At 67.4% G+C, this 25359-nt stretch carries 21 protein-coding genes; 10 read left to right on the top strand and 11 right to left on the bottom strand.

Features of this window, described 5'->3' with window-relative positions; translation table 11 throughout:
• Positions 1-2 precede the first annotated feature (2 nt).
• A complete protein-coding gene (locus ASD87_RS07570; protein WP_056319425.1) occupies positions 3-1310 on the bottom strand; it encodes a chloride channel protein in 1308 nt (435 codons plus the stop codon).
• Positions 1311-1678: 368 nt separating this feature from the next.
• On the opposite strand from ASD87_RS07570, the gene ASD87_RS07565 reads away from it, so the two are divergent.
• The 3 genes from ASD87_RS07565 to ASD87_RS07555 are packed head-to-tail and all read left to right on the top strand — an operon-like array spanning position 1679 to position 3560.
• Positions 1679-2356, top strand: a complete 678-nt coding sequence (locus tag ASD87_RS07565) for a CsgG/HfaB family protein (protein WP_056319423.1) — start codon at positions 1679-1681, stop codon at positions 2354-2356.
• Between the two features lie 11 nt (positions 2357-2367).
• Positions 2368-2904, top strand: a complete 537-nt coding sequence (locus ASD87_RS07560; protein WP_056319421.1) for a DUF4810 domain-containing protein — start codon at positions 2368-2370, stop codon at positions 2902-2904.
• Positions 2904-3560 (top strand): DUF799 domain-containing protein, encoded by a 657-nt coding sequence (locus tag ASD87_RS07555; RefSeq protein WP_056319418.1) that lies wholly within the window; start codon positions 2904-2906, stop codon positions 3558-3560. The genes ASD87_RS07560 and ASD87_RS07555 overlap by 1 nt, the downstream gene beginning before the upstream one ends.
• A 73-nt stretch (positions 3561-3633) precedes the next feature.
• On the opposite strand, the gene ASD87_RS07550 is transcribed toward ASD87_RS07555, so the two are convergent.
• Entirely contained in the window at positions 3634-4830 is a 1197-nt protein-coding gene (locus ASD87_RS07550) for an amidase (protein ID WP_235512648.1), read from the bottom strand.
• Positions 4827-5819, bottom strand: coding sequence for a tripartite tricarboxylate transporter substrate binding protein (locus ASD87_RS07545; RefSeq protein WP_056319416.1), 993 nt, complete (start codon positions 5817-5819; stop codon positions 4827-4829). Before ASD87_RS07545 ends, ASD87_RS07550 begins: the two co-directional genes overlap by 4 nt.
• Positions 5820-5939: 120 nt before the next feature.
• Here ASD87_RS07545 and ASD87_RS07540 point away from each other — a divergent pair, with 120 nt between their 5' ends.
• Entirely contained in the window at positions 5940-6848 is a 909-nt protein-coding gene (locus ASD87_RS07540; protein ID WP_056319414.1) for a LysR family transcriptional regulator, read from the top strand.
• Positions 6849-6899: 51 nt separating this feature from the next.
• Here the strand turns inward: ASD87_RS07540 and dkgB are convergent, their stop codons facing one another.
• Complete coding sequence (dkgB, locus tag ASD87_RS07535; protein WP_056319412.1) at positions 6900-7703, bottom strand: 2,5-didehydrogluconate reductase DkgB; 804 nt, start codon at positions 7701-7703, stop codon at positions 6900-6902.
• 124 nt (positions 7704-7827) lie between these two features.
• On the opposite strand from dkgB, the gene ASD87_RS07530 reads away from it, so the two are divergent.
• On the top strand, positions 7828-8730 hold the full coding sequence (locus tag ASD87_RS07530) for a LysR substrate-binding domain-containing protein (protein ID WP_056319409.1): 903 nt from the start codon (positions 7828-7830) through the stop codon (positions 8728-8730).
• 96 nt (positions 8731-8826) lie between these two features.
• The gene (locus tag ASD87_RS07525) at positions 8827-9720 is read left to right on the top strand and encodes a DUF4261 domain-containing protein (RefSeq protein WP_056319407.1); all 894 of its coding nucleotides are present in this window, start codon (positions 8827-8829) and stop codon (positions 9718-9720) included.
• A 30-nt stretch (positions 9721-9750) separates the two neighbouring features.
• Here the strand turns inward: ASD87_RS07525 and ASD87_RS07520 are convergent, their stop codons facing one another.
• Entirely contained in the window at positions 9751-10971 is a 1221-nt protein-coding gene (locus ASD87_RS07520) for an MFS transporter (protein WP_056319488.1), read from the bottom strand.
• Between the two features lie 96 nt (positions 10972-11067).
• Between ASD87_RS07520 and ASD87_RS07515 the strand changes: the two genes are divergently transcribed.
• Positions 11068-12003: a LysR family transcriptional regulator gene (locus ASD87_RS07515; RefSeq protein ID WP_056319404.1), complete on the top strand. Its 936-nt coding sequence runs from the start codon at positions 11068-11070 to the stop codon at positions 12001-12003.
• 20 nt (positions 12004-12023) lie between these two features.
• Here ASD87_RS07515 and ASD87_RS07510 read toward each other — a convergent pair whose 3' ends face one another.
• The 3 genes from ASD87_RS07510 to ASD87_RS07500 form a co-directional block, all read right to left on the bottom strand.
• Complete coding sequence (locus ASD87_RS07510) at positions 12024-13004, bottom strand: quinone oxidoreductase (RefSeq protein WP_056319402.1); 981 nt, start codon at positions 13002-13004, stop codon at positions 12024-12026.
• A 47-nt stretch (positions 13005-13051) separates the two neighbouring features.
• Positions 13052-13987 carry an ornithine cyclodeaminase family protein gene (locus ASD87_RS07505; protein ID WP_056319400.1) on the bottom strand — a complete coding sequence of 312 codons (936 nt, stop codon included), beginning with the start codon at positions 13985-13987 and terminating at the stop codon, positions 13052-13054.
• Between the two features lie 131 nt (positions 13988-14118).
• Positions 14119-15051, bottom strand: a complete 933-nt coding sequence (locus ASD87_RS07500; RefSeq protein WP_056319397.1) for an N-carbamoyl-D-amino-acid hydrolase — start codon at positions 15049-15051, stop codon at positions 14119-14121.
• Positions 15052-15487: 436 nt separating this feature from the next.
• On the opposite strand from ASD87_RS07500, the gene ASD87_RS07495 reads away from it, so the two are divergent.
• Both ASD87_RS07495 and ASD87_RS07490 read left to right on the top strand, forming a co-directional pair.
• Entirely contained in the window at positions 15488-17014 is a 1527-nt protein-coding gene (locus ASD87_RS07495) for an EAL domain-containing protein (RefSeq protein WP_235512646.1), read from the top strand.
• Between the two features lie 173 nt (positions 17015-17187).
• Complete coding sequence (locus tag ASD87_RS07490; protein WP_056319395.1) at positions 17188-18240, top strand: YafY family protein; 1053 nt, start codon at positions 17188-17190, stop codon at positions 18238-18240.
• Between the two features lie 11 nt (positions 18241-18251).
• On the opposite strand, the gene ASD87_RS07485 is transcribed toward ASD87_RS07490, so the two are convergent.
• On the bottom strand, positions 18252-19028 hold the full coding sequence (locus ASD87_RS07485; protein WP_056319393.1) for a Sir2 family NAD-dependent protein deacetylase: 777 nt from the start codon (positions 19026-19028) through the stop codon (positions 18252-18254).
• A gap of 261 nt (positions 19029-19289) precedes the next feature.
• On the opposite strand from ASD87_RS07485, the gene ASD87_RS07480 reads away from it, so the two are divergent.
• Complete coding sequence (locus ASD87_RS07480) at positions 19290-22691, top strand: TM0106 family RecB-like putative nuclease (protein ID WP_235512645.1); 3402 nt, start codon at positions 19290-19292, stop codon at positions 22689-22691.
• A gap of 93 nt (positions 22692-22784) precedes the next feature.
• On the opposite strand, the gene ASD87_RS07475 is transcribed toward ASD87_RS07480, so the two are convergent.
• On the bottom strand, positions 22785-22997 hold the full coding sequence (locus ASD87_RS07475; protein WP_056319388.1) for a DUF1059 domain-containing protein: 213 nt from the start codon (positions 22995-22997) through the stop codon (positions 22785-22787).
• Positions 22998-23102: 105 nt separating this feature from the next.
• Positions 23103-25199, bottom strand: coding sequence for a bifunctional diguanylate cyclase/phosphodiesterase (locus ASD87_RS07470; protein WP_056319386.1), 2097 nt, complete (start codon positions 25197-25199; stop codon positions 23103-23105).
• Between the last annotated feature and the right edge of the window lie 160 nt (positions 25200-25359).

Raw genomic sequence — 25359 nt, 5'->3', positions numbered from 1 at the left:
ACTCAGGGTGCGTTGCGCGCGGCGGCGTCGGGGGCGGGAGCAAGCCGCGCGCCGCGAGCGTCGCAGTAACGGCTTGCCAGCACCGAGCCGGCCACGGCCACGATGACGGGAACGAGAAAGGCCTGGTCGACCCGGGTGAACTCCAGGATCAGCACCACCGCGGTGAGCGGCATGCGCATCGACGAGGCCAGAAAGGCGGCGGCGCCCACGACGGCAAACGCGCCGGGCGGCGAGTCGGGCCAGGCCATGCTCCACAGGCCGCCCAGCACGACCGCCATCGACGCGCCGACGGCAACGGCGGGGGTGAGCAGACCGCCCGCCGCGCCGGCGCGCAGCGTGCAGACGACGACGGCCACTTTCATCAGCGCCAGCGTGGCCGCCAGGGCGAGGGTCAGGTCATTGTCAAAGCTCAGTTGCGCCGGCCCTTTGCCGTTGCCCAGCAGCGCGGGCAGGTAGATCGCAAGCAGTCCGAGCAGGGTGAAATTGATCAGGCACGCCACGGGCAGCCGCCAGCCCCGGGCCGCATTGCGGCGCGCGGCGTCGGTCAGCCGCTGCCAGACGTGGGCCGCGCAGCCGAAGACAGGCCCGGCGACGATGGCCCAGACGACCAGGCTGGTACTGATCTGCATGGTAGGAACGGCGTACTGGATCACATTGCCCAAGCCCGCCCAGGCCACCACCGCGCCGATGCAGCAAGCCGCCAGCGCCGCGGCCACGGCGGGCCAGGCGAAGGACCCCACCAGCACTTCCAGGACAAAGAGCGTCGCGCCGAGCGGCACGTTGTACACGGCGGCCAGCCCCGCGCCCGCGCCGCAGGCAATGACGAGACTGTGCTGCGCGGGCGGCAGGCGCAGCAGCGCGGCCAATCGGCCGCCTGCCAACGCGCCGACCTCGCGCGGCGCCACCTCGCGCCCCAGCGGCGAGCCCAGCCCCACCGTCACGATCTGCAGGATGGCATGCGCCATCGTCGTCAACGCAGGCATCCCGCGCGTGGCGTCGGACACTGCCGCTTTCACGCTGACCAGAGGACGGCCATAGCGATGGATCAGCCACCATCCGCCACCGGCCGCCACGCCGCACAGCACCAGCGCCATCACGCGGCGCTGGCCGCTGGCGGCTTGCACGCCTTCAAGGAAGGTCTCGTGGCTGATCACCTGGCCCTCGGCGTAGCCATATGCCAGATGCTGCACGGCATGGAGCAGCATCCCGAGCAACATGCCGCCCAGCCCCGCGAACAGGCCGGTCAGGATCACCGCGAGCAGGAAACGCGGGCGCAGCCAGGACGGATCATCGGGCTTCAGGTCGTTCATACCAGGATGGGCTCCTGTCGTTTGGCGCGCCCACGCATCGAGGCGCGCATTGCGATGAGGCAGTGTAGGGGCCGTTCCTTTCAAAGCGGCCATTACCAGCCGGAAACCCATACCTATTGGTTAGGCATTAATCCCGAATTCTCTTGCTTGACGTCAAATACCGCCCAAACTTCGGCTTTATTTCAAATGGTATCCAAGTAATTCAGTACTTATACTTTCCGTTCCATTCGATGGACGGGGCGCCACGCAGAGCAACGCGGAGCATTTAATCCCAGTCCGATTTCAACCGATTCGAGGCATTGCTACCGTCGCGTCCTCGATGACCCACGCGTAACGGGAGTGAAGAAGTGGCGCTTTACCAGAGAACGATGTTGAACAAGGTGGTGAAGATCAGCGCGCTGGCGTTGTTGTCGGGGGTGATGGCCGGCTGCGCAACCGAGCGTTCGCAAGCTTTGGCCGTGCCGGCCGTCGCGGCCGCCAGCAAGCCCTACGCGGGTGTGCGCAGCCCCATTTCGGTCGGCAAGTTCGACAACCGCACCAACTACCTGCGCGGCGTGTTCTCGGATGGCGTGGACCGGCTGGGCGGCCAAGCCAAGACGATCCTGGTCAGCCACCTGCAGCGCAGCGGCCGATTCCAGGTGATGGACCGCGACAACCTGTCCGAAATCGCACAGGAAGCCGCGTTCAACAAGAAGGCCGCGCAGATCAAGGGCGCGCGCTACGTCGTCACGGGCGATGTGACGGCCTTCGGCCGCAAGGTCACCGGCGACCAGCAACTGTTCGGCATCCTGGGCCGCGGCAAGGAGCAGGTGGCTTACGCCAAAGTCGACCTGAACGTGGTGGATGCGACGACCTCGGAAGTGGTCTATTCCGCCTCGGGCGCCGGCGAATACAGCCTGTCCAACCGCGAAGTCGTCGGTTTTGGCGGCACGGCCGGCTATGACTCCACCCTGAACGGCAAGGTGCTGGACCTGGCCATCCGTGAAGCCGTGGACCGTCTGGTCGACGGCATCGAGCAGGGCGCCTGGCAGCCCGCACGCAACTGACGGAGGCGCGCATGGCAAACCATTTCAATCCCCGCGGCGGCGCAACATGCGCGCGGGTCGTCCGCGCACTGGCGATCGTGGGCCTGGCCGGCGTGCTGTCGGCCTGCGTGCAGCAGCCCAAGTCCATGTATAGCTGGCAGTCCTACGAGGGCTCGGTCTACGCGTACCTGAAGGACGACGGCGGCGATTACGCGACGCAGACGCTCGCCATGGAGAAGAACATCGAGACGGCGCGCGCGGCCAACGCCGAGCTGCCGCCCGGCTTTCGCGCGCATCTGGGCATGCTCTACCTGAAGATGGGCGAAGGCGACAAGGGCGTCGAGCAAATGCAGGGCGAGAAGGCCGCCTTCCCGGAAGCCGCGCCGTTCATGGACTTCCTGCTGCGCAACGCGGGCAAGCCGCAGACCGTCGCCGCAACGGGCGAAGGCTTGCCAGCGGGGGCGCCCGCCGCGGGATCGCCCGCCGCCGGGTCGCCCACTACCGGCAGCCCCGCCGCCGCCAGCCCCGCCGCGCCCGCCGAAGCTGGCACGTTGAAGAAAGGATCGTGATGATGCACACACTCATGCGCGCCGGCCTCGTGGCCCTCGCGGCGCTGTTGACGGGTTGCGTGGCGCCGCCGCAGAAGCATGTCGACTACACCGCGTTTCGCGAAAGCAAGCCGGCGTCGATCCTGGTGTTGCCGCCGCTGAACACGTCGGTGGATGTGGCGGCCACCTCGGCCGTGCTCTCGCAGGCCACGCGCCCGCTCGCTGAATCCGGCTATTACGTGATTCCGGTCGGCGTCATGGAAGAGACGTTCAAACAGAATGGCCTGACCTCGCCCGACGACATCCATGAACTGCCGGCCATCAAGCTGCGCGAGATCTTCGGCGCCGATGCGGCGCTGTACATGACCGTCAAGCAGTACGGGTCCAGCTACGCGGTCCTGTCCAGCACGGTCACGGTCTCGATCGACGCGGAACTGCTCGACCTGCGCAACGGCGCCAAGCTGTGGAGCGGCACGAAGCAGGTGGTGCACGCCAACAACAACAGCAACGGCGGCCTGATCGGCATGCTGGTGCAGGCCGTGGTGGATCAGGTGATCAACAATCTGACGGACCGCAGCTACAGCGTGGCCGGCATGACGAACAACCTGCTGCTCAGCGCCGGCACCCCCGGCGGCATCCTGTACGGACCGCGCTCGCCGCGTTACGAAGCACAGTAAACCCGCCGGATGACGGCTTACGCCCGCGCGCCAGTTTCGGCGCGCGGGCGATTTTGTTTCGACGCCTGCGCGATCAAGCGCGCTGCACGAGCGGGTGCAGTTTCCGGGCCCAGCCAAGCAGGGCCTGATCCTCGTCGGTTCGCGCCACCCACTGCACGCCCACCGGCAAACCGTTGTCCGCATGCGCGGTGGGCAGGTGCAACGCCGGCCAGCCCAACAGCGACCATACGCGGTTGAACAGCGACGAGCCTGTCGATCGCGTGCCTTCGGGCGCCTCGGACGGGGCGCTGGGGGTGACGATGAAGTCCACGGCGCCAAAGCGCTCGAGCCACTCGCCGCCCAGCCGCGCGCGGCGTCGCTGCAGCGCTGCGTACTCGGCATGGGTAATGGCCAATCCCCGGTCTATCGCCGTGCGCAGCGCCGGCGACAGCAGATGGCCGTGCGGCCCGCGAACCACCGGCAGCAGGCCGCGCGCCAGTTCAGCGAGCATGGTTTGCGCGTGGATATCCAGGAGCGCCTGCAGGTCCGCGTCAACGTCCGGCGCGTCGATATGGGCGCCGTGCTCGCGCAGCGTGGCCGCGCAGTCGTTTAGCGCTCGCCGCGCGGCGCCGCTCAGGTCGCCGATGGCGCTGCAGGTCAGCAACGCAACACGTGGCGGGCGGTCCGGGCGATGCGCGGCCAACCCGGGAAGCAGCACGGACGCCACCGCTTGCGACTGTTTCACGTCGCGCGTAAACCAGCCGATGGTGTCCAGCGAATCGCATAGCACGTGCATGCCCTGCCGATGCACCCTCCCGAAGGTTGGCTTGAACCCCACCACGCCGCAGAACGCGGCGGGACGGATCATGGACCCGCCCGTTTGCGTGCCCAGCGCCAGGTCGACCATGCCCGCCGCGACGGCCGCCGCCGAGCCGCTTGATGAGCCGCCCGGGGTATGCGCCAGGTGGCGCGGATTGCGGGTCGGGCCCGGCGTGACGTAGGCGTATTCGGCGGTGACCGTCTTGCCGATGGGCACCCCGCCGGCATCGCGCAACTGCGAGACGCAGCTTGCGTCGCGCCGCGCCGGTTCCGCCGATTCCGCAGCGGAGCCCGAGCGCGTCGGCAGGCCGGCGACGTCGATCACATCCTTGACCCCGAAGGCAGCGCCGGCCAGCGGACCCTGGCAGGCTGGCGCCGCGACCGAGGCCTCGTCGGCCAGGCAGACCCAGGCCTGGACCTGCGCATCCCCCGCCTTGCTGCGCGCAAGGGCTTCCTGCGCTGCCTGCATCATTGAACCTTGATCTGCTTTTGCTGGATCAACTGCGTCCACCGCGCGTTTTCGCTGGCAATGAAGTCGCGGAACTGCTCCGGCGTGCCGCCGGCAACCTCGCCACCCTGCGACTCCACCACGGCGCGGTACTGCTTGTCCTGCAGGGCGCCGTTGATGTGCTCGTTTAGCGTGTTGATTACCTCGGGCGGCGTGCCGGCGGGCGCGATCACGCCGAACCAGTTCGAGACCACCATGTCCGGCATTCCCAGTTCCTTGAAGGTGGGAACGTCCGGCAGCCCGGGCGCGCGCTTGTCCGCGGCGACGGCCAGCATCCTGATGCGGGCGTCGGCGCCCGCCGCGTGCGGCAGGAACAGGCTAGGCAGTTCGATGTAGAAATCCACGTTGCCTGCGATCAGGTCGTTCACGGCCGGCGCGCCGCCGCGGTACGGCACGTGGGTCGCGTTGGCGCCCGCCTGCTCCTTGAACAGCTCCGTGCTCAAGTGCGATGCGCTGCCCGCGCCGGTGGAGGCGTAGTTGAGCTTTTCCGGATTGGCCTTGGCATCGCGGATGAGCGCGGCGGGGTCGGCATAAGGCGATTTGCTGCTGACGCCCAGCGCCATCGGGCCCCGCTCGATCAGGGCCACGGGCGCGATGTCCTTGGCCGGATCGAAAGGCATCGTGTAGAGCGCTTTGTTCACTGACATGGGCGCGAAGTTGCCCAGGCCGATCGTGTAGCCGTCCGGCTTGGCCGACGCGATCTGCGCGGTGCCGATGTTGCCGCTGGCGCCGGGCTTGTTGTCGACCACAACGGGCACGCCCAGCGAATCGCTGAGCTTCTGCGCCAACTGGCGCGAGCGCGTGTCGGAACTGCCGCCGGCCGCGTACGGCACGATGAACTTGATTGCCTGCGCCGGATAGGCGGCTTGCGCCAGCGCGCCGGGCGAGGCAAGGCAGAGACCGGCCGCGAAGGCGCCGGCCAGAAGCTTGAGGGTGAAGGACGCAGCAGGCATGGCATTTCCCTTGTCATGAGGGCCGCAGTACGGGCCCGTGGATTGTGCCTGCATGGTAGGAAGCTGCCATTAGGATGTCTAATACCTTATTCTCCGGTTATTGATTCGCCAGGAAAATAAATGCTGATCGACAGCCGTCTGCTTCAGGTGTTTGCCGTGGTGGCCGAAGAGCTGCATTTCGGCCGCGCGGCGCAGCGTCTGCATCTGAGCCAGCCTCCGCTGAGCCAAAGCGTGCGCAAGCTTGAAGAGGAATTGGGCGTGCAGCTTCTGGAACGCACCACGCGCACGGTCAAACTTACGGCGGCCGGCGCCGAGCTGCAACGCCGCGTGCGGCAGATGGCCGCCGAACACGAGGCCACGGTGCGGCACGTGCGGCAGGCGGCCAGCGGCGAAGCCGGACAACTCACGATTGGGCTCACGCCCAGCGCCGCCTATTCGAACGTGCCGCAGGCGCTGTTCGCGTTCCGACAGCGCTATCCGGGCGTGGTGCTGGACCTGCAGGAAATGAATTCGAGCGAGATGCCGGAGGCGCTGCATCAGCGGCGGCTGGATCTGGCTCTCTTGCGTCCGCCTTTTGCGGATGCGGACCTGTCGCCCGTGCCCCTGTACTCCGAGCCCATGGTGCTGGCGCTGCGCCGCGGCCATCCGCTAGCGGCGAAACGCTGGGTGACCATGGAGCAGGTGCTGGATCTGCCGATCGTGGGGTATGCGCGCGACCGGTCGCGTTACTTCAGCCAGGTGCTGCGGCAGATGATCGAAGCCGCCGGCAAGCCCGCGAACATCGTGCAGGAAAGCATGATCCCGACGATCCTGACGCTGGTGGAAGCGGGATTTGGCGCGGCCGTGGTGCCGGCGTCGCTGGCGCGGATGCGCATGGACATCCTTGCCTACGTCGGCATCCGGGGGCGCGGCGCGTTCCGCGCCGAGCTGGCGGCCGCGCGCCACCCGGATCATCGCAATCCCGCGGTGGATGCCTTCGTGGCGATCATGCGGGACACCAAGCAGCAGCCACGCCAGAAGGCGCCGTGATGACGCCTGTGCATGGTGCGCGCTGCGCGCGCCGTTACCGGTGCTGAGAGTTCAGTCCCAGTCCGCCGCCAGACCTTCCGGGCTGACTTCGCGGCCGTTGCGTTCCAGCGCGGCGATCTGCGCCATGTCTTCGTCCGTCAGGCGCAGGTCCTGGGCGAGCAGGTTGCTGGCCAGGTTTTCGCGCTTGGTGGACGACGGGATCACGGCATAACCCAGTTGCAAGGCCCAGGCCAGCGCGACCTGCGCGGGCGTGGCCGCGTGGCGCTGCGCGATCTGGCCGATGACCGGATCCTTGAGCACCTTGCCGTAGGCCAGCGTCATGTACGAGGTCACGGGGATGCCCGCTTCCTGCAGGAACGCGGTGAGCTTGCGGTTCTGCAGGTAGGGGCTGAGCTCGATCTGGTTGGTGGCGATCTGGTCGCGGCCCACGGCGGCGATGGCTGCCCGCGTCTCGGCGATGGGAAAGTTGGAAATCCCGATCTGTCGCGTCAGGCCCTGCGCCTTGGCCTCGGCCAGCGCCGTCATGAATTCGTCGACGGACACACCGTTGTCCGGTGCGGGCCAATGGATCAGCGTCAGGTCCACATAGTCAGTCCGCAGCTTGGCCAGGCTGTCCTTCAGGCTGGGGACGAGCTTGTCCTTGGCGTAGTTGGGCACCCAGATCTTGGTGGTGATGTAGAGGTCCGCGCGGGCCACGTTCGATTCCGCGATGGCCTGGCCGACGTCGGCCTCGTTCTCGTAGATCTGGGCCGTGTCGATCGCGCGATAGCCGACGTCCAGCGCGTTGCGCACGGAATCGATGACGGTCTGGCCTTGCAGGCGGAAGGTGCCGACGCCAAAGGCGGGAATGGGCATGGAAAACTCCTGGGGGATGTACTGGGGCCGGACCGGCGAGGTCCGGGGATGGCGGTAGTGTGCCTGCCGTACCCTTGCAAAAAAATACCGGTATCGGCGAAAGACTTTTGATAAAACGTCAACTATGAAAACCACCCTCGACGAAATGCAGGTCTTCATCGCCATCGTGGACAGCGGCTCGATCACCGCTGCCGCCGAGGTGCTGGGCCAGACCGTCTCGGCCACCAGCCGCACCATGAGCCGGCTTGAAGAAAAGCTGCAGACCACGCTGATGCGGCGCACGACCCGGCGTCTGGCGCTGACCGAAGAAGGCAAGGCCTACCTGGAGCAGGCGCGCCGCATCATTGCGTCGGTCGAGGAAGCCGAAGAGCTGATGAACCTGCGGCGCAACCAGCCCGCCGGCCTCTTGCGCGTGGATGCGGCCTCGCCCTTCATGCTGCATGTCATCGCGCCGCTGGCGCCGGCCTATCGCACGCGCTATCCGCAGGTGGAGCTGGAACTGACCAGCAACGAAGGCAACATCGACCTCTTGGAGCGGCGCACCGACCTGGCCTTTCGGATCGGGCGATTGAAGGACTCGTCGCTGCACGCGGTGGCCTTGGGCACGAGCCGGGTGCGTGTGCTGGCCAGTCCGGGTTATCTGGCGCGGCACGGCACGCCCCGCCGCGCGGCGGACCTGGCCTCGCACGTGTTGCTGGGCTTTGCGCAACTGGAAGCGCTGAACGAATGGCCGCTGCTCGATGCCGACGGGCAGCCGGTGCACGTCAAGCCGCAGGTGCGCGCCTATAGCGGCGAGACGCTGCGCCAGCTGGCGCTGAACGACGGCGGCATCGTGTGCCTGTCCGACTTCATGACGCGCGCGGACCGCAAAAGCGGCGCGCTGCAGCCGCTCTTCGTGAAGCAGCTGCTTGAAGTCAGGCAGCCGATCAACGCGGTGTACTACCGGAACACGGCGATCTCCTCGCGCATCAAGTCCTTCATCGACTTCGTGGTCGAAACGGTGGGTACGCGCGGCTTCGAGGAATAGCGGACCAACGAAGATGTATCCAATGGCGACCCCGGCGGCAGGCGCGCGGGGCGCGTCCTTATACTGTCCCCGTTTTGTGTTGAACCCTGGATACGTATGAGCATCTTCTCCCGCTTCTTCGGCCGCAACGAGGAGTCCGCCGATTCCGCCGCCCTGTTGGCCAACCCGGATATTGCGCAGCCGTTGAGCCTGCAGGTCCTGTTCGCCGAACCGCTCGCGATCACCGAGGCGGCGCTGGCCGATGCGCTGCGCGCCTACCATCCGACGATGGCCAAGGCGCGCGCGGAAATCGCGCCCGACATGCCGGAATTCCTGGGCATGGCCGGCTGGGACAAGCACGTCGTGCGGCTGGTGGGCTTCAATGCGCCCTATCCCAAGGATGCGCTCGAGGCCTGCGTCGCGCCATCGCACTATCCCGCCGCGATGAAGGACGAGGTCCGCGCCCACGCCAGCCACATCATCCTGTACTACGCGGGATTCGAAACCGATCCCTTGGAGCAGTACGTGGCGCTGGCGGCGGTGGCGGGTGCATTGACCGGTTTCAAGGCGCTGGCCGTCCTGAACGAGCATTCGCACACGTCGCTTCCAGCCGGCGTGTTCGCCGCCGAGTCGCTGGGCGAGGAAACCATGGACCTCTTGCGCACGCTGCCGCTGAACATGCTGTATTGCGGTTTCGTGAAGTATGAAGTCGAAGGCGTGCAGGGCGTATGGATGCGCACGTATGGCGGCGATGCCTTCGGCCTGCCGGACTTCGCCGCGCTGGCGGCAGGGCACGACGAAGGCGAGGTCTACTCGACGACGTTCAACAACATCATGAGCTACATGCTGGAAAGCGGCGCCGAACTGGCCGCCGGCCACACCATGCAGATCGGCGAGGACGCCTACATGAAGCTGCGCGAGCCGGCCAAGGAAGAGTATTTCCTGGACGGCCCGGGGCAGGTGCTGGTGGCCGAGATCATCTCGGCCGACCAGATCAATACGCCAGGTTAAGCACCGCGAAGCGGCGCCAGCCTGGGATCCTTACGCCGCGTAGCGGCTGGCCTCGCCGTTGCGGTTATTGGCGGGCCACAGGCGCAAGGCCAGGGCGGCGGCGGCGGCGCCGGCGGCGGTCAGCGTCACGCCGGTCCAGCCCCAGTGGGCCAGCGCCAGGCTGCCCAGTGCGCCGCCGGCGGCCATGCCGATGAAGACGCCCGTCATCAGGATGGCATTCAGGCGGCTGCGGGCGGCCGGGTCGATGCCGTAGACGATGCTCTGATGCGCGATCAGCGAGGTCTGGATGCCCAGGTCGAAGCCGACGGCGGCGCCGCCGATCAGCCACAGCGCGGCGTGCGGGGGCAGGAAGGGCAGAAAGATCATGGCGGCAAACGACACCATCGTCAGGCCGGCGCCCAGGCTGGCCACGGCCAGCGGGCCCCGCGTGTCGGCCACGCGGCCCGCCAGCGGCGCGGCCAGGGCGCCCGCGGCGCCAGCCAGGCCGAACGCGCCGGCGGCGCCCGCGCCCAGGTGGAACGGCGCGTCATGCAGCATCACGGCCAGCGTCGACCAGAAGGCGCTGAACCCCAGCGACAAGAGGCCCTGCGCGGTTGCGGCGCGGCGCAGGCCGGGATGCTGGCGCCACAGCGTCAGCAGCGAGCCCAGCAACGCGCTGTAGGCCAGCCGCGTCGACGGTTCGAAACGCGGCAGGCCGCGCCACAGGGCTGCGCCCAGCGCCACGATGCTGACGGCGGCGGCCGCGAACATCATGCGCCAGCCGAATTGCTCGGCCACGAATCCGCTGACCACCCGCGAGAGCAGGATGCCCAGCAAGAGGCCGGTCATGACGGTGCCGACGATCTTGCCGCGCTGCTCGGCCGGCGCCAGGTGGGCGGCGGCCGGCACGATGTCCTGGGCCAGCGTGGCCGACAGGCCGATGGCGAAGCTGGAGGCCAGCAGCAGTCCGATCGTGGGCGACGCGCCGGCCAGAAGCAGCGCCAGGCTCAGCACGGCGGCCTTGATCAGGATGATGCGCTTGCGGTCATACCGGTCGCCCAACGGCGCCAGCATCAGGATGCCGAACGCGTAGCCCAGCTGCGTCAGCGTCGGAATCCAGCCCAGCGTCTCGGCGCTGGCGTGGATGTCCGCGCCCAGCACGCCGAGCATCGGCTGGCTGTAGTAAAGGGAAGCGACGCCCAGGCCGGCGCCCACGGCCAGCAGGAAAACCAGGCCGCGCGATAGGGAGGGGTGGGAAATGGGGGATGACATGGTGGTGTCCGGTGGCATTGGTACGGGGCAAATTCTGGGCTTTCACCCCTGGTTTTGGTAGCCGACCTTCGGGTACATCCGTTATACGATAGGCGTATGACCACCCCCGCTCTCCCCGTTGCCGCCGGCACCGACCGCATGCTGCTCATCGAAACCTTCGTGCGCATCGTCGAGGCCGGCAGCTTGTCGGCGGCCGCCGCCCAGATGGGCGGCACGCAACCTACCGTCAGCCGCCGCCTGCAATTGCTGGAACGCACGATGGGCGTGCGGCTGCTCAAGCGCTCCACCCACGCCATCCGCCTGACCGAAGACGGGCAGCGCTGCTATGAACGCGGCAAGGAGCTGCTCGCCACCTTTCAATCATTCGAAAGCGAGGTGCGCGGCGCGGGCGACGAGCCCGCCGGCATGCTGCGCGTGGTGGCGCCGCACGTGTTCGGCCAGGACCAGTTCATCGAACCGCTGGCCAAGTACCTGAAGCGCTACCCGAACATGCGGGTGGAATGGCTGCTGCACGACCGCATGCCGGACCTGATCGCCGAAAACGTTGATTGCGCGATCCGGGTCGGGGCCGTGACGGATCCGTCGGTGATCGCCGTGAAGCTGGGCGAGGTGCCGCGCATCGTCGTGGCCTCGCCGGACCTGCTTGCCGGCGGGCCCGTGCCGCAGGATCCGCCGGAACTGGCGCGACTGCCGTGGCTGGCGCTGCGCACCTTCTATCGCACCGAGGTGACCCTGACGCATTGCGGCAGCGGCGACAGGCAAAGCTTCGATATCCAGCCGCGCCTGTCCACCGACGGCCTGCACGCGCTGCGTAATTCGGCCATCCAGGGGCTGGGCGTGGCGTTGGGATCCGCGTGGGCCATGCAGGACGATCTGGCCGCCGGCCGCCTCGTGCACCTGGCGCCGCAATGGCGCGCCGACGCCCTGCCCGTGTTTCTGGTCTATGCGCCGTCGCGCTTTCAGCCGGCGCGGCTGCGGCGCTTCATCGAGATCATGCGCGAGCATCTGCCGATGGAGCTGGCCGGACACTGACGCCGGTCCGCGCCTGCCGGTCAGGGCGTGATGACGATGGCGCCGGTGACGGCGCGGCGCTCGGCGGCGCGATGCGCGTCCTGGATCTGCGTCAGGTCGTAGCGCGCACCGATGGCCGCGCGGACCGCGCCGCTTCGCATTGCGTCAAAGACGTCCGCCGCATTGGCGCGGAACGTCTGCGTATCCGCGTTGTGCGGAAACACGGATGGACGCGTCAGGAACAGGCACCCTTTCTTGTTCAGCAGTTCGGGGTCGATGGCCGGCGCCGGGCCGGAGGCCGCGCCGAACAGCACGACCATGCCGAACGGCGCCGCGCAGTCCAGCGATCCCATGAACGTGTGGCGGGCCACCGAGTCATAGACGACGCGCGCCTTCCTGCCGCCTGTGGCCGCGATCACCTGCTGGACCCAGTCGTCCTGCGAGTAGTCGATGGCGGCATCGCAGCCGGCCGCGCGGGCCACGTCGCATTTGGCGGCGGAGCCGGCCGTGCCGATGACGGTGGCGCCCAGCGCATGCGCCCAGCCGCTCAGGATCTGACCCACCCCGCCGGCGGCGGCATGCACCAGCACGATGTCGCCGGGCTGGACCGCGTAGGTCTTCTTGACCAGGTATTGCGCCGTCATGGCCTTGAAGAAGACGGCCGCGGCGTCCTCGTCGGAGATGCCCGCGGGAATCTTCACCAGTTTCGCGGCCGGCACGTTGCGCCGGTCGGCGTACGCGCCCACGCCGGCGTTCATGTAGACCACATGGTCGCCCACGCGCAGGTCGGTCACGCCTTCGCCCACCGCCTCGATCACGCCGGCCGCTTCATGGCCCAGCCCCGTGGGCGTGGGCAGCGGATACTTGCCCGCGCGCTGGTAGATGTCGATGTAATTGAAGCCGATGGCCGTCTGCCGCAACTGCGCCTCGCCGGACCCGGGGGCCGGCAGCGCGGTGTCGGCGAACCGCATGACTTCCGGGCCGCCAAATTCGGTCAACTGGATGGAACGTGCCTGCGTCATGCGTTGTCTCCTTCAGGGGTTTTTTGGCGGGCCGGCGGGCCCGGCTTTCAGTCCTTCACGGATTCGTACACCAGCGTCGCCAGCGTCAGGTCTTCCAGCGCGCTGCCCACGGCCTTGAACACCGTGATTTCCTGATCGTTGGTTCGGCCCGGACGTTCGCCGGCCGCCAGCTGGTGCAGATTGCCGGCGATGCCCTCGCGCGTCAGCACGCCGGCCTCGAACGCCGACAGCAGGTCGCCGGACTTGGTGGGCGCTTCGTCGGTGTCCACGTAGACCGTGGTGCCGTCAAAGCAGGCCGGGTCGGTCTCACGCATCTCGGGCTTGAAGCTGCCGATCAGGTCCAGGTGCGTGCCGGGCCGCAGCCACGCGCCGCGGATGAGCGGTTCGGTGGACAGCGTGGCGCAGCTGACGATGTCGGCCTGGCCAGTGGCGGCCTGAAGGTCGGTCACGGCTTGCGCATCGAAGCCCTCGCCGCGCAGGCGGGCCGCCAGCGCCTCGGCGCCCGCCGGCCGCACGTTCCAGACCAGCACACGCTCGATCGGGCGTACCGTGCGCATGGCCTGCGCCACCAGTCCCGCGATGCGTCCGGAACCCACGATGAGCAGCGTGCGGGCATTGGCGCGGGCAAGGTAGTCCGCGCCCAGCGCGGCGGCGCCGGCGGTGCGGTACACGGTGACGATGTCGCCGTCCACGTGCGCGACCGGCACGCCCGTCCTGGCGCTGTACAGGTTGTAGGTGGCGTGCAGGCCGGGCAGCCCCTGATGCGTGTTGTCAGGGAAGATGTTGATGATCTTCACGCCGAAATACCCGCGTTCGCTCCACGCGGGCATGATGAGCGAGGTGCCGTGCGCATTGCCGGACTGGATGGCGTGGACGTGGCGGGCGGGCACCGTGGCGCCTTCGCGGAAGGCGTCCCGCAGGGCGGGAATGACGGTGTCGAAGGACAGGGCGTTGCGGGTCTGCTCGGTGTCGATTAAGCGCATCGGATCGTTGCCTGCATGGTCGGTCAATCAAGGGGCCACCGGGCAGTCTAGCAGCGCGAAGGCGGCGGCACCCAAAAGAAATTGCCCGCGGTGGCGCGGGCAATCTCGGGTAGGGCAAGCCGCTCTCGGCCTCAGTCGGCGTCGGGACGCGGCAGCGGGTCGCCCGCGCCGGTGCGCTCGACGATGAGCTTGTAGTGATGCGGGCTGCGATGCTTGGCGAAATTGAAGACGTGGTCGCGGAACGTCTGGCCCAGCGCGAGGTCGATGCGGGCGGAGATCACCTCGTCTTCCTCGCCGCTTGCGCGGGCCACGATCTCGCCGGACGGCGCCACGATCATCGAGCTGCCGATCATGTGATGACCGTCTTCGAAGCCGCACTTGGCGGCCGCGCCGATCCACACCGCGTTCTGGTAGGCGCTGGCCTGCAGCACGATCTCGTGCGTGGTGGTGCGCAGGTGCGCGGGCTCGTTCCAGTGAATGTTCAACGACGGCGTGTTGTAGCCCAGCACGATCAGCTCGGCGCTTTGCAGCGACATGACGCGGTAGGTCTCGGGCCAGCGCCGGTCATTGCACAGGCACATGCCGATCTTCACGTCGTTGGTTTCCCAAACGCCAAAGCCCAGGTCGCCGACCTCGAAGAACTTCTTTTCCAGATGCTGGAAGGGGGCGTCGGGCTTGTGGTCCGAGTGGCCCGGCAGGTGGATCTTGCGGTACTTGCCGATGATTTTGGCGCTGCGGTCCACGAGGATCGCGGTGTTGAACTGGCGGCCTTGCGGCGTCAGCTCGGCATAGCCCAGGTAAAAGCCTATGCCCAGCTCGCGCGCCGTGTCGAACAGCGGCTGCACGTCGGCGTTGGGCATGCTCTTCTCGAAGTAGCGCTCCACCGCCTCGGCGTCGTCCATCCAGTAGCGGGGAAAGAACGTCGTCAGCGCCAGCTCGGGAAACACGACGAATTCCGCCTGGCGGGCGGCAGCTTCGCGCATCATCTCGACGAGACGGCGCACGACCGCCGCGCGGGAATCGGCAAGATTGACGGCGCCCATCTGAGCGACGGCCAGGCCCATTTTGCGGGACGGGGAAGAGGGGGTCACAGGAATCTCCAGAAGAATGGCCGAAGGCCGCAAGCATGCCCGGGTCCGAGCCGATCCGATACCGCGCCCAATCGCGCGCGGGGCGCGCGCAGCGGGCGGCGGGCGTCGATGCAACCCGTTGATCTGCCTGGAAAATTTCGGCATGGCCTCGGGCCGGTCCGTACCTGTGCATAACGCGGGATCATGGGCGTCGCGCAAATTCTGATATCGGGTTTCCCCGTAGAACGGGCGGCCAGGCTACGCAGACCGGGATTCTGGCGAGGGCGGCGTGTGGGGCGGGGCCCCGTTTCGAAAGCCACAATTGACGGGTCCGCAGGGGTGAATTTCCCGTTTAAGGATGTGAATCTTCGGTTACATTGCCTTACGCGCAGAATGACTTACCACGCGCCGCCCATGGTCACCGGTCCCCATGTCACGTCCCAGAATTGCGGCTTTCGTGTTGTTGTTGTCGGCGCTTGGATTCCTCGCGGGGGTGCTGGCTGGACGCCAGATCGAGCTGAATCAGGCCGACGACAGGCTTGCCGGGCATAACGCCCGGCTGCTGGCGCACGCCCTGCGCGTGGCGCAGGAGGGCCACCGTCTCATGGCCGCGGCCACGCAGGGCGGCGCCCTGTGCTCTGAGGCGGACGTCGCGACGCTGCGCGTGCTGCTCTTCAATTCCACCTACATCCGCGACATCGGCCGCACGCTGGGCGGCATGCTGCGTTGCTCGGCCGCCTGGGGCAAGCTGCCCGAGCCGCTGGCCCTGCCGCCGCCGGCGTTCACGGTGTCCAGCGGACTGCAGCTCTGGGTGGGCGCGGCCAATATCGTCGACCGCCGCATCATCGGCGACATGGCTTCACTGCGCGACGTCATCGTGTTCACGGCGCCGGGCGCGTTCGACGGCTTTCCCGAACCGGGCTCGGGCATCGACGCCAAGATCGTGACGCGAGACGGCAGCCACGTGTACCGGCGCTTCGGCCGCGCGCACGATCTGGACGTGCCCGCCGATGGCGATGCCGGCCACGGTCTTGGCTTCGCGCCCGAGCGCCGCGCCTGGCTGTGCGCGCCGGATGGCGGCCCGGATATCTGCGTCGTGTCCCGGCTGCGGTCCGACGCCTGGTTCCAGCTTCCCGCGATGGTGATGTCGGTCGTCGGCGCCCTGGCGCTTGCCTTCCTGGCCGGCCTTTGCGTCATGTGGCGCCTGCACGCGGGCAGCGCCCGGACCGAGCTGCGCAAGGCCATCCTGGCCGGCGACATCCAGGTCCACTACCAGCCGCTGCGCCAGCTCGCCACGCGGCAACTGGCCGGCTTCGAGGCGCTTGCCCGTTGGCGCGCCCGCGGCCGCGACGTCTCGCCGATCCTGTTCGTGCCGCTGGCCGAGGCGATGGGACTGGGCCGCGCGTTGTCGCGGCTGGTGACGTCGCAGGCGCTGCGCGATCTGCACGAACGCCTTCGGAGCAACCCGGCGCTCTACGTCAGCATCAACGTGTCGGCGGCGGACCTGAAGGACGCGGGCTACCGGAACTTCCTAATGGACGCGGTCAGCGAGCGCGGCCTGATGCCCGCCAATGTGGCGCTGGAAATTACCGAGGGCACGCCGTTATCCGACGGCCATGTGCTGGCGATGGTCAAGGCATTGCGCGGCAAGGGCTTCAAGGTATTCATCGACGATTTCGGCACCGGCCATTCGAACCTGAACTACCTGGCCGAACTGCAGGCCGACGCGATCAAGCTGGACCGCAGCTTCACCAGCGCCATCGGCGCCGAGGACGCAGGCACCCTGATCGTGGACCATGTGATTGCGATCTCGCGCGAGCTGGGCATCAACCTCATCATCGAAGGCATCGAAACCGAGGAACAGGCCAGTTATCTGCTTGCGCGCCAGCCCGCCGCGGTGGGCCAGGGCTGGCTATTCGGCCGGCCGGTTCCGTTGAGCGAGATCGTCGCCGACTGATTTGCAGTGTGCAGGTTGTCGTATGTCTAATTTATTTTCGGCACAACCGACATAATCCAAAGGCTCAGTCCGGGCGCGCTGGCCGCATTATCTTTCCCGCCCGAAATTATTATTGGCCGGTTTTGCAGATAGAATGCCTGCGTTGTTTAACGGGTTAATTTGTTGTATCTGCCATGGGACTGGACCATACGCTTGTCGATAACCTGCTGCGCATCCTGCCGTATGTCGAGGATGAAGAGGCCGAAGCGATGGAGAGGGGCATGGGCATGGCGGAAATCCGCAACCGGCTCGCGACGCTGCTGAACCCCGCGCCGGGCGACAAGCAGATCCGCCGCACGCTGCTCAAGCTCGATTGCGTCCGCAGTGTGGGCGCCACCCGCGGCAAGCTCTGGTACCGCACCCTGCGGCGCACCGATTTCCACATCCAGAACATGAACGCCAACATGGCGATGGCCATGTGCGCGCTCAAGCAGGTGGCCGACCGCCACTTGCCGGCCGTTGTGCTGGACGACCTGGAAGCCACCTTCGACAGCGCGTGGCGATATCTGCAGACGCATCGCTCCCAGCCTGCGATCGGACCGGCGCATGAGTGGGCGCGCAAGATCCTGCGTATCGACGGCACGCATCCCATCGTGCTGCCCACGGTGTCCGCCGAGGTCTACCGCCAGGTCAGCGGCGCGCTGTACTACAACCGCAAACTGTCATTTCGCAACACGCCCTTTGGCGAGAAGACGCCTGCCGAGCGCCTTTACGTGATGACGCCGTTGGCGATGGTCGACCGCGCGGGCGTGCTGTACATGGTGGCGTGGGGGCCGAGTCAGCCGGGCAGGCGATTCCTGTTCCGCATGGACAGGCTGTCCGAGGTGCGGCTGCTGGACGAGCCGGCCGATCCGGACCCCACGTTCGACCTGCAGGACTTCGTGCGCCGCGAGGAAGCCTTGAACTTCGATCCGGGCGAGGAAACCCGGATCCGGCTGCACGCCGCCGAACCCATGATGGACGACGGCCGCCGGCGCCGCCATCCGCTGCGCGAGTTCTGGCTGTCGGGCGATCAGCAGATCGAAGAGGACGAGCACGGTTTCATGCTGACGGCCACCGTGCGCCCATCCGTCATGCTGTGGCAATTGCTGCACGGCCACGCGTCGTCGATCGAGGTGCTGGAACCCGAGGCCATTCGCAACCGCTTTGCCCACGAGGCGCGCGAACTGGCGCGCCGCTACCTCTAGCCCGCCCCGCATCATCCGGGCCACGCGCGCGCCAGCAGCAGCGGCAGCACCTTTTCGGCCGGACCCCTGATGCTGTGGCTGGCCACGCGATCGAGCATCGTGGGGTTGGGATTGACCTGCACAAGCTGCGCGCCGTATCCCATCGCCTCGTAGCAGAGTTCGGCCGCCGCGGACGTCTGGCACGACGTGCCAGCCGTCAGGACCAGATCGGCGTTGGCCGCCAGTCCCTTGGCCACCCGCCACACCGCGGGCGCGGGGGCCTCGCCGTGCCACAGCCGGCCCGGGCGCACCAGGCCGCCGCAGATGCGGCAGGCGGGCGCGGGGGGATACGGGCCATGCCGCGCGGGCGCATCCGGCGGCGCCGTCAGCGTATGGGGCATGGCGCAGGCCGAACATCGCGGCTGGTCGAACCGGCCTTGCAGGTGCAGGATGCGCGGGCTGCCCGCGCGTTCGTGCAACGTGTCGCCGTTCTGCGACACCACGAATGTGCCGGGCACGCGCTCGGCCAGTGCGGCAATCGCGCGGTGCGCCGCGTTGGGCGTGGCGGCGAGCGCCCGGCGCCGCCGTTCCTCGTGCCAGGCCCACACCAGCGCCGGATCCCTGCGGAATCCCTCGTCGGTGGCGAGCGCCGCAGCGTCGTAGCGGGCCCACAGCCCGCGCATGCCATCCCGGCTTTGCGGCAGGCGGCTGGCGGGGTTCAGTCCCGATCCCGTCAGCACGACGACAAGGCGCGCGTCGCGCAGCAGTTGCACGAGCGAATCGGGAATATCGAGTGTGCGAAGTTTCATGCGAGCCGCCCGTTATATACCGCGCGATCAAGGCTGAAGATAATCGTATCGAACAAACCAGGCATGTCGCTTCCATTCTCTGAAACACAACGGATTATGAGAGCGTATTTGGACAAAAAGGGGTTGAATCACTCGGGACGGTATTTCAGCCGATTACTTGATTATCCGGCTGCATAATGGCCGCAGCTTCATTTGCTATTCTTGGCCCCCGCCATCGCACCGGCTCCTTCCCGCACCATGCAAAAAAACGGCGACCGCCTTTTGTTTTCCGCTTCCGATCTGGTGGCGATTCTGGAATGCGAGCACCTCACCACGCTGGATCTGATCAATCTGGACGACCCGTTGCCGCAAGCAGAAGAGGACGAACAGCTCGAACTGATCCAGCAAAAAGGGTTGGACCACGAACGCGCGTATCTGGAACGCCTGCGCGCCAGCGGACGGCGGATCGTCGATGTGAGCGAGGCGGGCGACGGACTGGCCGCGCGTCTGGCCCGCACGCGCGAGGCGATGGCGGACGGCGCCGACGTGATCTACCAAGCGGCGTTTCGTCACGACCGGTATATCGGCCATGCCGATTTCTTGCTCAAGACCGCGCGCCCGTCGCGGCTGGGCGCCTACAGCTACGAGGCCAGCGACACCAAGCTGGCACGTTCGGCGCGCGCCAAATTCGCCATTCAGCTCTCGTTCTATTCGTGGCTGCTGGGCCTGGAGCAGGGCGCGGCGCCGCTGTACATGCACGTGGTGCTGGGCAGCGGCCGCGAGGTATCCCTGCGCGTGGCCGACTACGCGCATTATTTTCGCCAGGTCATGCGCCGCTTCGAGGCGCACGTGGACAATCGCGGCGATGCGGCCACCTATCCCGACCCTTGCGAGAAATGCGCCCAGTGCCGCTGGGACCCGCTGTGCAAGGCGCGCCGCGTGCAAGACGATCATCTGTCGCTGGTCGCCAACATCACGCGGCAGCAGATCCGCAAGCTGAACGCCCAGGGCATCCGCACGCTGGCGCAACTGGGCAGGCTGGCGCCGGACGCCGCCGTGGCGCGCATGGAGCCCGCCATCCTGCACAAGCTGCGGGCGCAGGCGGCGCTGCAGTTGCGCGCCCGGACCGACGGGGGGCGTCACTGGGACCGCATCGCCAAGGACCCGGACGATGCCGCGCCGCGCGGTTTCGAACGCATGCCGCAGCCGGACCCGGGAGACATGTTCTTCGACATGGAAGGCGATCCGCTCGAGGAAGGCGGGCTGGAATATCTGTTTGGCCTGTACGTCATCGACGACGGGCAGGAGCGCTTCGTGCCGTTCTGGGCGCACAACCGCAGCGAAGAAAAGCAGGCGTTCGAAGCCTTCATCGACTTCGTGGTGGCGCGCCTGCACCGCCATCCCGAGGCGCACATCTACCACTACGCGCCCTACGAGGCGACGGCAATCAAGCGGCTGATGTCGGTTCACGCCACCCGCGAGGCCGAAGTCGACAACCTGCTGCGCATGAACAAGCTGGTGGACCTGTACCAGGTCGTGCGCGAAGGCGTGCGTGTGTCCGAGCCGGGCTATTCGATCAAGAACATCGAACACTTCTACCTGCCGCAGCGCGAGGGCGGCGTGACCAATGCCGGCGCCAGCATCGTCTATTACGAACGCTGGAAGCGCACGGGCGAGGCGCAATTGCTGCAGGACATTGCGGACTACAACCGTGACGATGTGCTGTCCACGTACAAGCTGCGCGACTGGCTGTGCGCGCTGCGTCCTGACGGCATGCCCTGGGCGAACCGCCGCGACGCGCAGGAAGCGATCGACGCCGCCCGGTTCCAGGTCGGCGAGAAGACCCAGGCCGAACTGCGTCTGGAGCCGTATCGCGCCGCGCTGCTCGGGCCCTTGCCGGCCGACGAAGCGGACTGGTCCGGCCGCGACCGCTATCGCGCGCTGGTCTACCAGTTGCTGGACTTTCACCGCCGCGAGCAGAAGCCCGAGTGGTGGGCGATGTTCGCCCGGATGGAGGCGACCGAGGCCGAGCTGGTGGAAGACAACGAATGCCTGGGCGGGCTGGTGCGCGACGACAGCGTGGCCCCCGAGCCCGTGGCGCAATCGCTGCGCTACACCTACCGCTTCCCGGCGCAGCAGACCAAGCTGCGCACCGGATCGGCCTGTACGGACGTGCGCGGCGGACCGGCCATCAGCCGGCTGACGGTCGACATGGGGGCCGGCCGTCCGGGGGCCGGCGTGGCCACCTTCACCCTGTCGCGCAAGGCCGCGCCGCCGCAGCGTCTGTCGCTCGGGCCGGGCAGGCCGGTCAGCATCGACGAACTGGCCAATGCCATGTTCCGCTATGGCGATGCGCTGCTGGCGTCGGCCGATGGCGCCAGCACGCCGTTCCGGGCGGTGGACGCGCTGCTGCGGCATGAACCGCCGCGCATCGCCGGAGTGGCGCCCGGCGCCCCGCTGGCCGATCCGGGCGCGAATCTGCTTGACCAGGTCGTGGACATCGTCGGCCGCATGGACGAGACCACGCTGTTCCTGCAGGGGCCGCCGGGGGCGGGCAAGACCTACACCGGGTCGCGCGTGCTGGTGCACCTGCTGCGCCAGGGCAAGCGCATCGCCGTCACGTCCAACAGCCACCATGCCATCAACAACCTGCTCGCCGGCCTGGAAAAGGCGGCGCGCGAGGCGGGCCTGGCGTTCGCAGGCGCCAAGAAGTCGGGCAAGGAAGGCGACGATTCCTGTTTCAACGGCGAATTCATCGAAGACGTCTTTGCCAACGACAAGATCGACCTGTCGCGCCACCAGCTGGTGGCAGGCACGGCGTGGCTCTTTAGCCGGGCCGATTTTCAGCAGCAGTTCGATTACCTGTTCGTGGACGAGGCAGGCCAGGTCAGTCTGGCGAACCTGGTGGCGCTGGGCCAATGCGCGCGCAACATCGTGCTGCTGGGCGACCAGATGCAGCTGGGCCAGCCGACCAAGGGCACGCATCCCGGCCGCTCGGGCGAATCCACGCTGGAATATCTGCTGAACGGCCATGCCACCATCGCGGCCGATCGCGGCATCTTCCTGGACACCTCGTACCGCATGCACCCGGCGATCTGCGGTTTCATTTCGGACGCCATCTACGACGGCCGGCTGCGCGCCGCGGAATCGGCGGCCGGGCAGGGCCTGGTGCTGGGCGCGGACGCCGCGGACGCACTGGCCGCCAGCGGCATCCGGTACGTGCCGGTCGTGCACGAGGGCAATGCGCAGTCCAGCGACGAGGAAGCGCGCGAAGTCGCCGCGCTGTATGGCAGCCTGATGCGCCAGCGCTATCTGGACAAGACGGGCCGCGCGGTGCCCATCACGTCCGACGACGTGCTGGTGGTGGCGCCGTACAACGTGCAGGTCAATACGTTGCGGCAGGCGCTGCCCGAGGGCGCGCGTGTGGGCACCGTGGACAAGTTCCAGGGCCAGGAGGCGCAGGTGGTGATCATCTCCATGGCCACCTCCAGCGGCGAGACCATGCCGCGCGACATGGAATTCCTGTTCAGCAGGAACCGGCTGAATGTGGCGGTATCGCGGGCCAAGTCGCTGGCGATCCTGGTCGCCAGCCCCGCCCTGCTGTCCGTGCGATGCCAGACGCCCGAGCAGATGGCCCTGGTCAACACGCTGTGCAGGGTCGCCGAGGCCGGTCAGGCGGGGTAACGCGCCGGTCCAAGTGTCGGGGCTTGCCTGGGAAGGGCGGGCCTTGACGGCAAGGCTGACTGCCCGCCGGCAAGGCCCGAACAGCGCGCGAAGTCAGCCCCGGCGGGGCGCTTCGACAGGCGGCGTGCCGTGGTGGAAAAGAGACTTGAGCTGCGTGCGCAGTTCAGGCGAGTCAGCGTGCTTGTGCACCGTGGTGGCGTGCTGCACCGCGGCTTCGAGCAGTTCCTCGTCCGAGTCCGCGGACAAGGCCACCGAGCAGTTCATCTCGCTCGGATACTCGCGGCAATCGATGTACTTGCGTGTCATGAGGCTCTCCTTCTCGCATGTCCCGCAAAGGGGGTGCGTGTTGGAACAGCAGACGCGCCAGGCGCACTGCGCCGGCGCGATGGCGCGTCGCATCGCGGCCGGTGTCTAGGAAGTATAGGTCTGTGCCGGGCCGGTGTGCGTGTCGCCGTGCGACACGGGACGGCCCAGCAGATATCCCTGAAAGTGCGAGCAGCCTTCCGCCGTCAGCCGTTGCAGCTGCTCCGGTGTTTCCACACCCTCGGCCGTCGTGGGGATGTCCAGGCTGCGGCCGATGCCATTGATGGCGCGGATGATGGCCAGCGCCTCGCGGCTGGACCCGACGTCCTGCGTGAACGACTTGTCGATCTTGATCTTGTCGAACTCGAAGGTGCGCAGGTAGCCCAGCGACGAATAGCCGGTTCCAAAGTCGTCCAGCGCCACCTTGACGCCCAGCTCCTTCAGGCGGTGCAGCGTATCCAGGTTGCCGGAGGAATTGGTGAGCAGCACCGATTCGGTGATCTCCAGTTCCAGGCGGCGGGCGGGCAAGCCGGATTTGGCGAGCGCCGATTCCACCAGCGACACCAGCGCGCCGTTGGTGAACTGGCTGGCAGACAAATTGACCGCCACGGTTTCGTGGTCGTCCCAGCGCGTGGCCTCCAGACACGCCTCGTGCAACGTGAACGCGCCCAGTTCGTGGATGAGCCCGGTTTCTTCCGCGATGGGAATGAAGTCCTGCGGCATGATGAGGCCCTTTTTCGGGTGCTGCCAGCGCATCAGCGCCTCGCGGCCCACGATGCGCACGTGGCTCACGTCCATGATGGGCTGGTAATACAGCTGCAGCTGTTGCGAGATGATCGCCTGGCGCAGGTCCATCTCGACCTCGTGGCGCCGCAGCGCGGCCGCTTCCATGTCGGGCTCGAAGAACGCAAGGCAGTTGCGGCCATTGCGCTTGGCCTCGTACAGCGCCATGTCCGCATAGCGCAGCAGGTGGTCGGCCGACAGCGACTGCGACTCCGAGATCGCGATGCCGATGCTGACGCTGACGGGAACGGTGTGGCCGGCAATCTCGAAGGGTTGGCGCACGGCTTCGATCAGACGCTCGGCCAGCTTGCGCACGTCGTCCTGTTCCGCGATGTTGGGCAGCACGATGGCGAATTCGTCGCCGCCCAGGCGCGCCAGCGTGTCCTGTTCGCGCAGGTGCCGGGGCAGGCGCTTGGCCAGCAGGCGCAGCAGTTCGTCGCCGGATTGATGGCCCAGCGTGTCGTTCACGCTCTTGAAGTTGTCCAGGTCCAGGCACAGCACGGCGGTCGACCGGTCGCGGCTCGACCCCAGCGCGCTCAGCAGCCGGTCGCGGAACAGCCGGCGGTTGGGCATGCCCGTCAGCGTGTCGTGGTGCGCCATGTAGCGCACCTGCGCGTGGGCGGCGTTCTCGTCGGTGACGTCGTCCGCGATGAGCAGGACGTAGCGGGAACGCGGGTCCGTGCTGTGAAAGGCCAGGGTCTTGGTGTGCAACGTGCGCGGCCCGCGCGCCGTGGCCAGTTCCTCTTCCTCTTCGCGCATGGCGCCGTCCGAACGCAGCGCGTCGTTGGTCAGGCGGTCGAAGAATGCGCACACCAGCTCGGGCAGGCATTGCTGCGCGGTTTTGCCTTTCAGGCCGCCCGGGCTGCCGCCAAAGGTCTCTTCGGCCTGCCGGTTCGCCAGCAGGAACTGGCGCGACACCGCATCCAGCACCAGCACGCAGGAGGGGATGTGCGACACCACCGCCTGCAGGAACGTCGACATGGACGTGAGCTCGCTGTTGTAGTGCTCGGCCAGCTGCTTGGCTTTGAGCAGCTGCTGTTCGCGTTCGCGCCGCTCGGTGTTGTCGCGCGTGACCTTCGCAAAGCCGATCAGCGTGCCCGTATCGTCATGGATGGCGTCGATGACGACGTGCGCCCAGAACAGCGTGCCGTCCTTGCGCACGCGCCAGCCCTCGGCTTCGAACTTGCCGGATTCCCGCGCGGTGGCCAGGCCGCCCTGCGGCACGCCACGCGCCCGGTCTTCCTCGGTATAGAAGCAGGAGAAATGCCGGCCGACGATTTCGTCGGCGGTGTAGCCCTTGGCGCGTTGCGCGCCAGCGTTCCAGTTGGCGACCGTGCCATCAGGGTTGAGCATGTAGATGGCGTAGTCGACGACGCCTTGCACCAGGTGGCGGTACAGGACGTCGGAATTGGCGAGGATCATGGGAGGCGGCGGGCTTTGCGCACACGGGCCGCGTTGCGGCAACGCGCGTGGGCGGATCTGCCCTGAAAGAATGGGAGTGGTGACTAGATTTACGTCGTGAGTGCGCCAGTATTAACCGCGCTGTCACCAAAAAGAACAATCTATCGAATCTTGGCGCTCA

It is taken from the genome of Achromobacter sp. Root170 (genome assembly GCF_001428165.1).
GTDB lineage: Bacteria > Pseudomonadota > Gammaproteobacteria > Burkholderiales > Burkholderiaceae_B > Achromobacter > Achromobacter mucicolens.
Note: the sequence above shows the minus strand (reverse complement) of the source record. Positions and strands in the feature narration are given on the sequence as shown.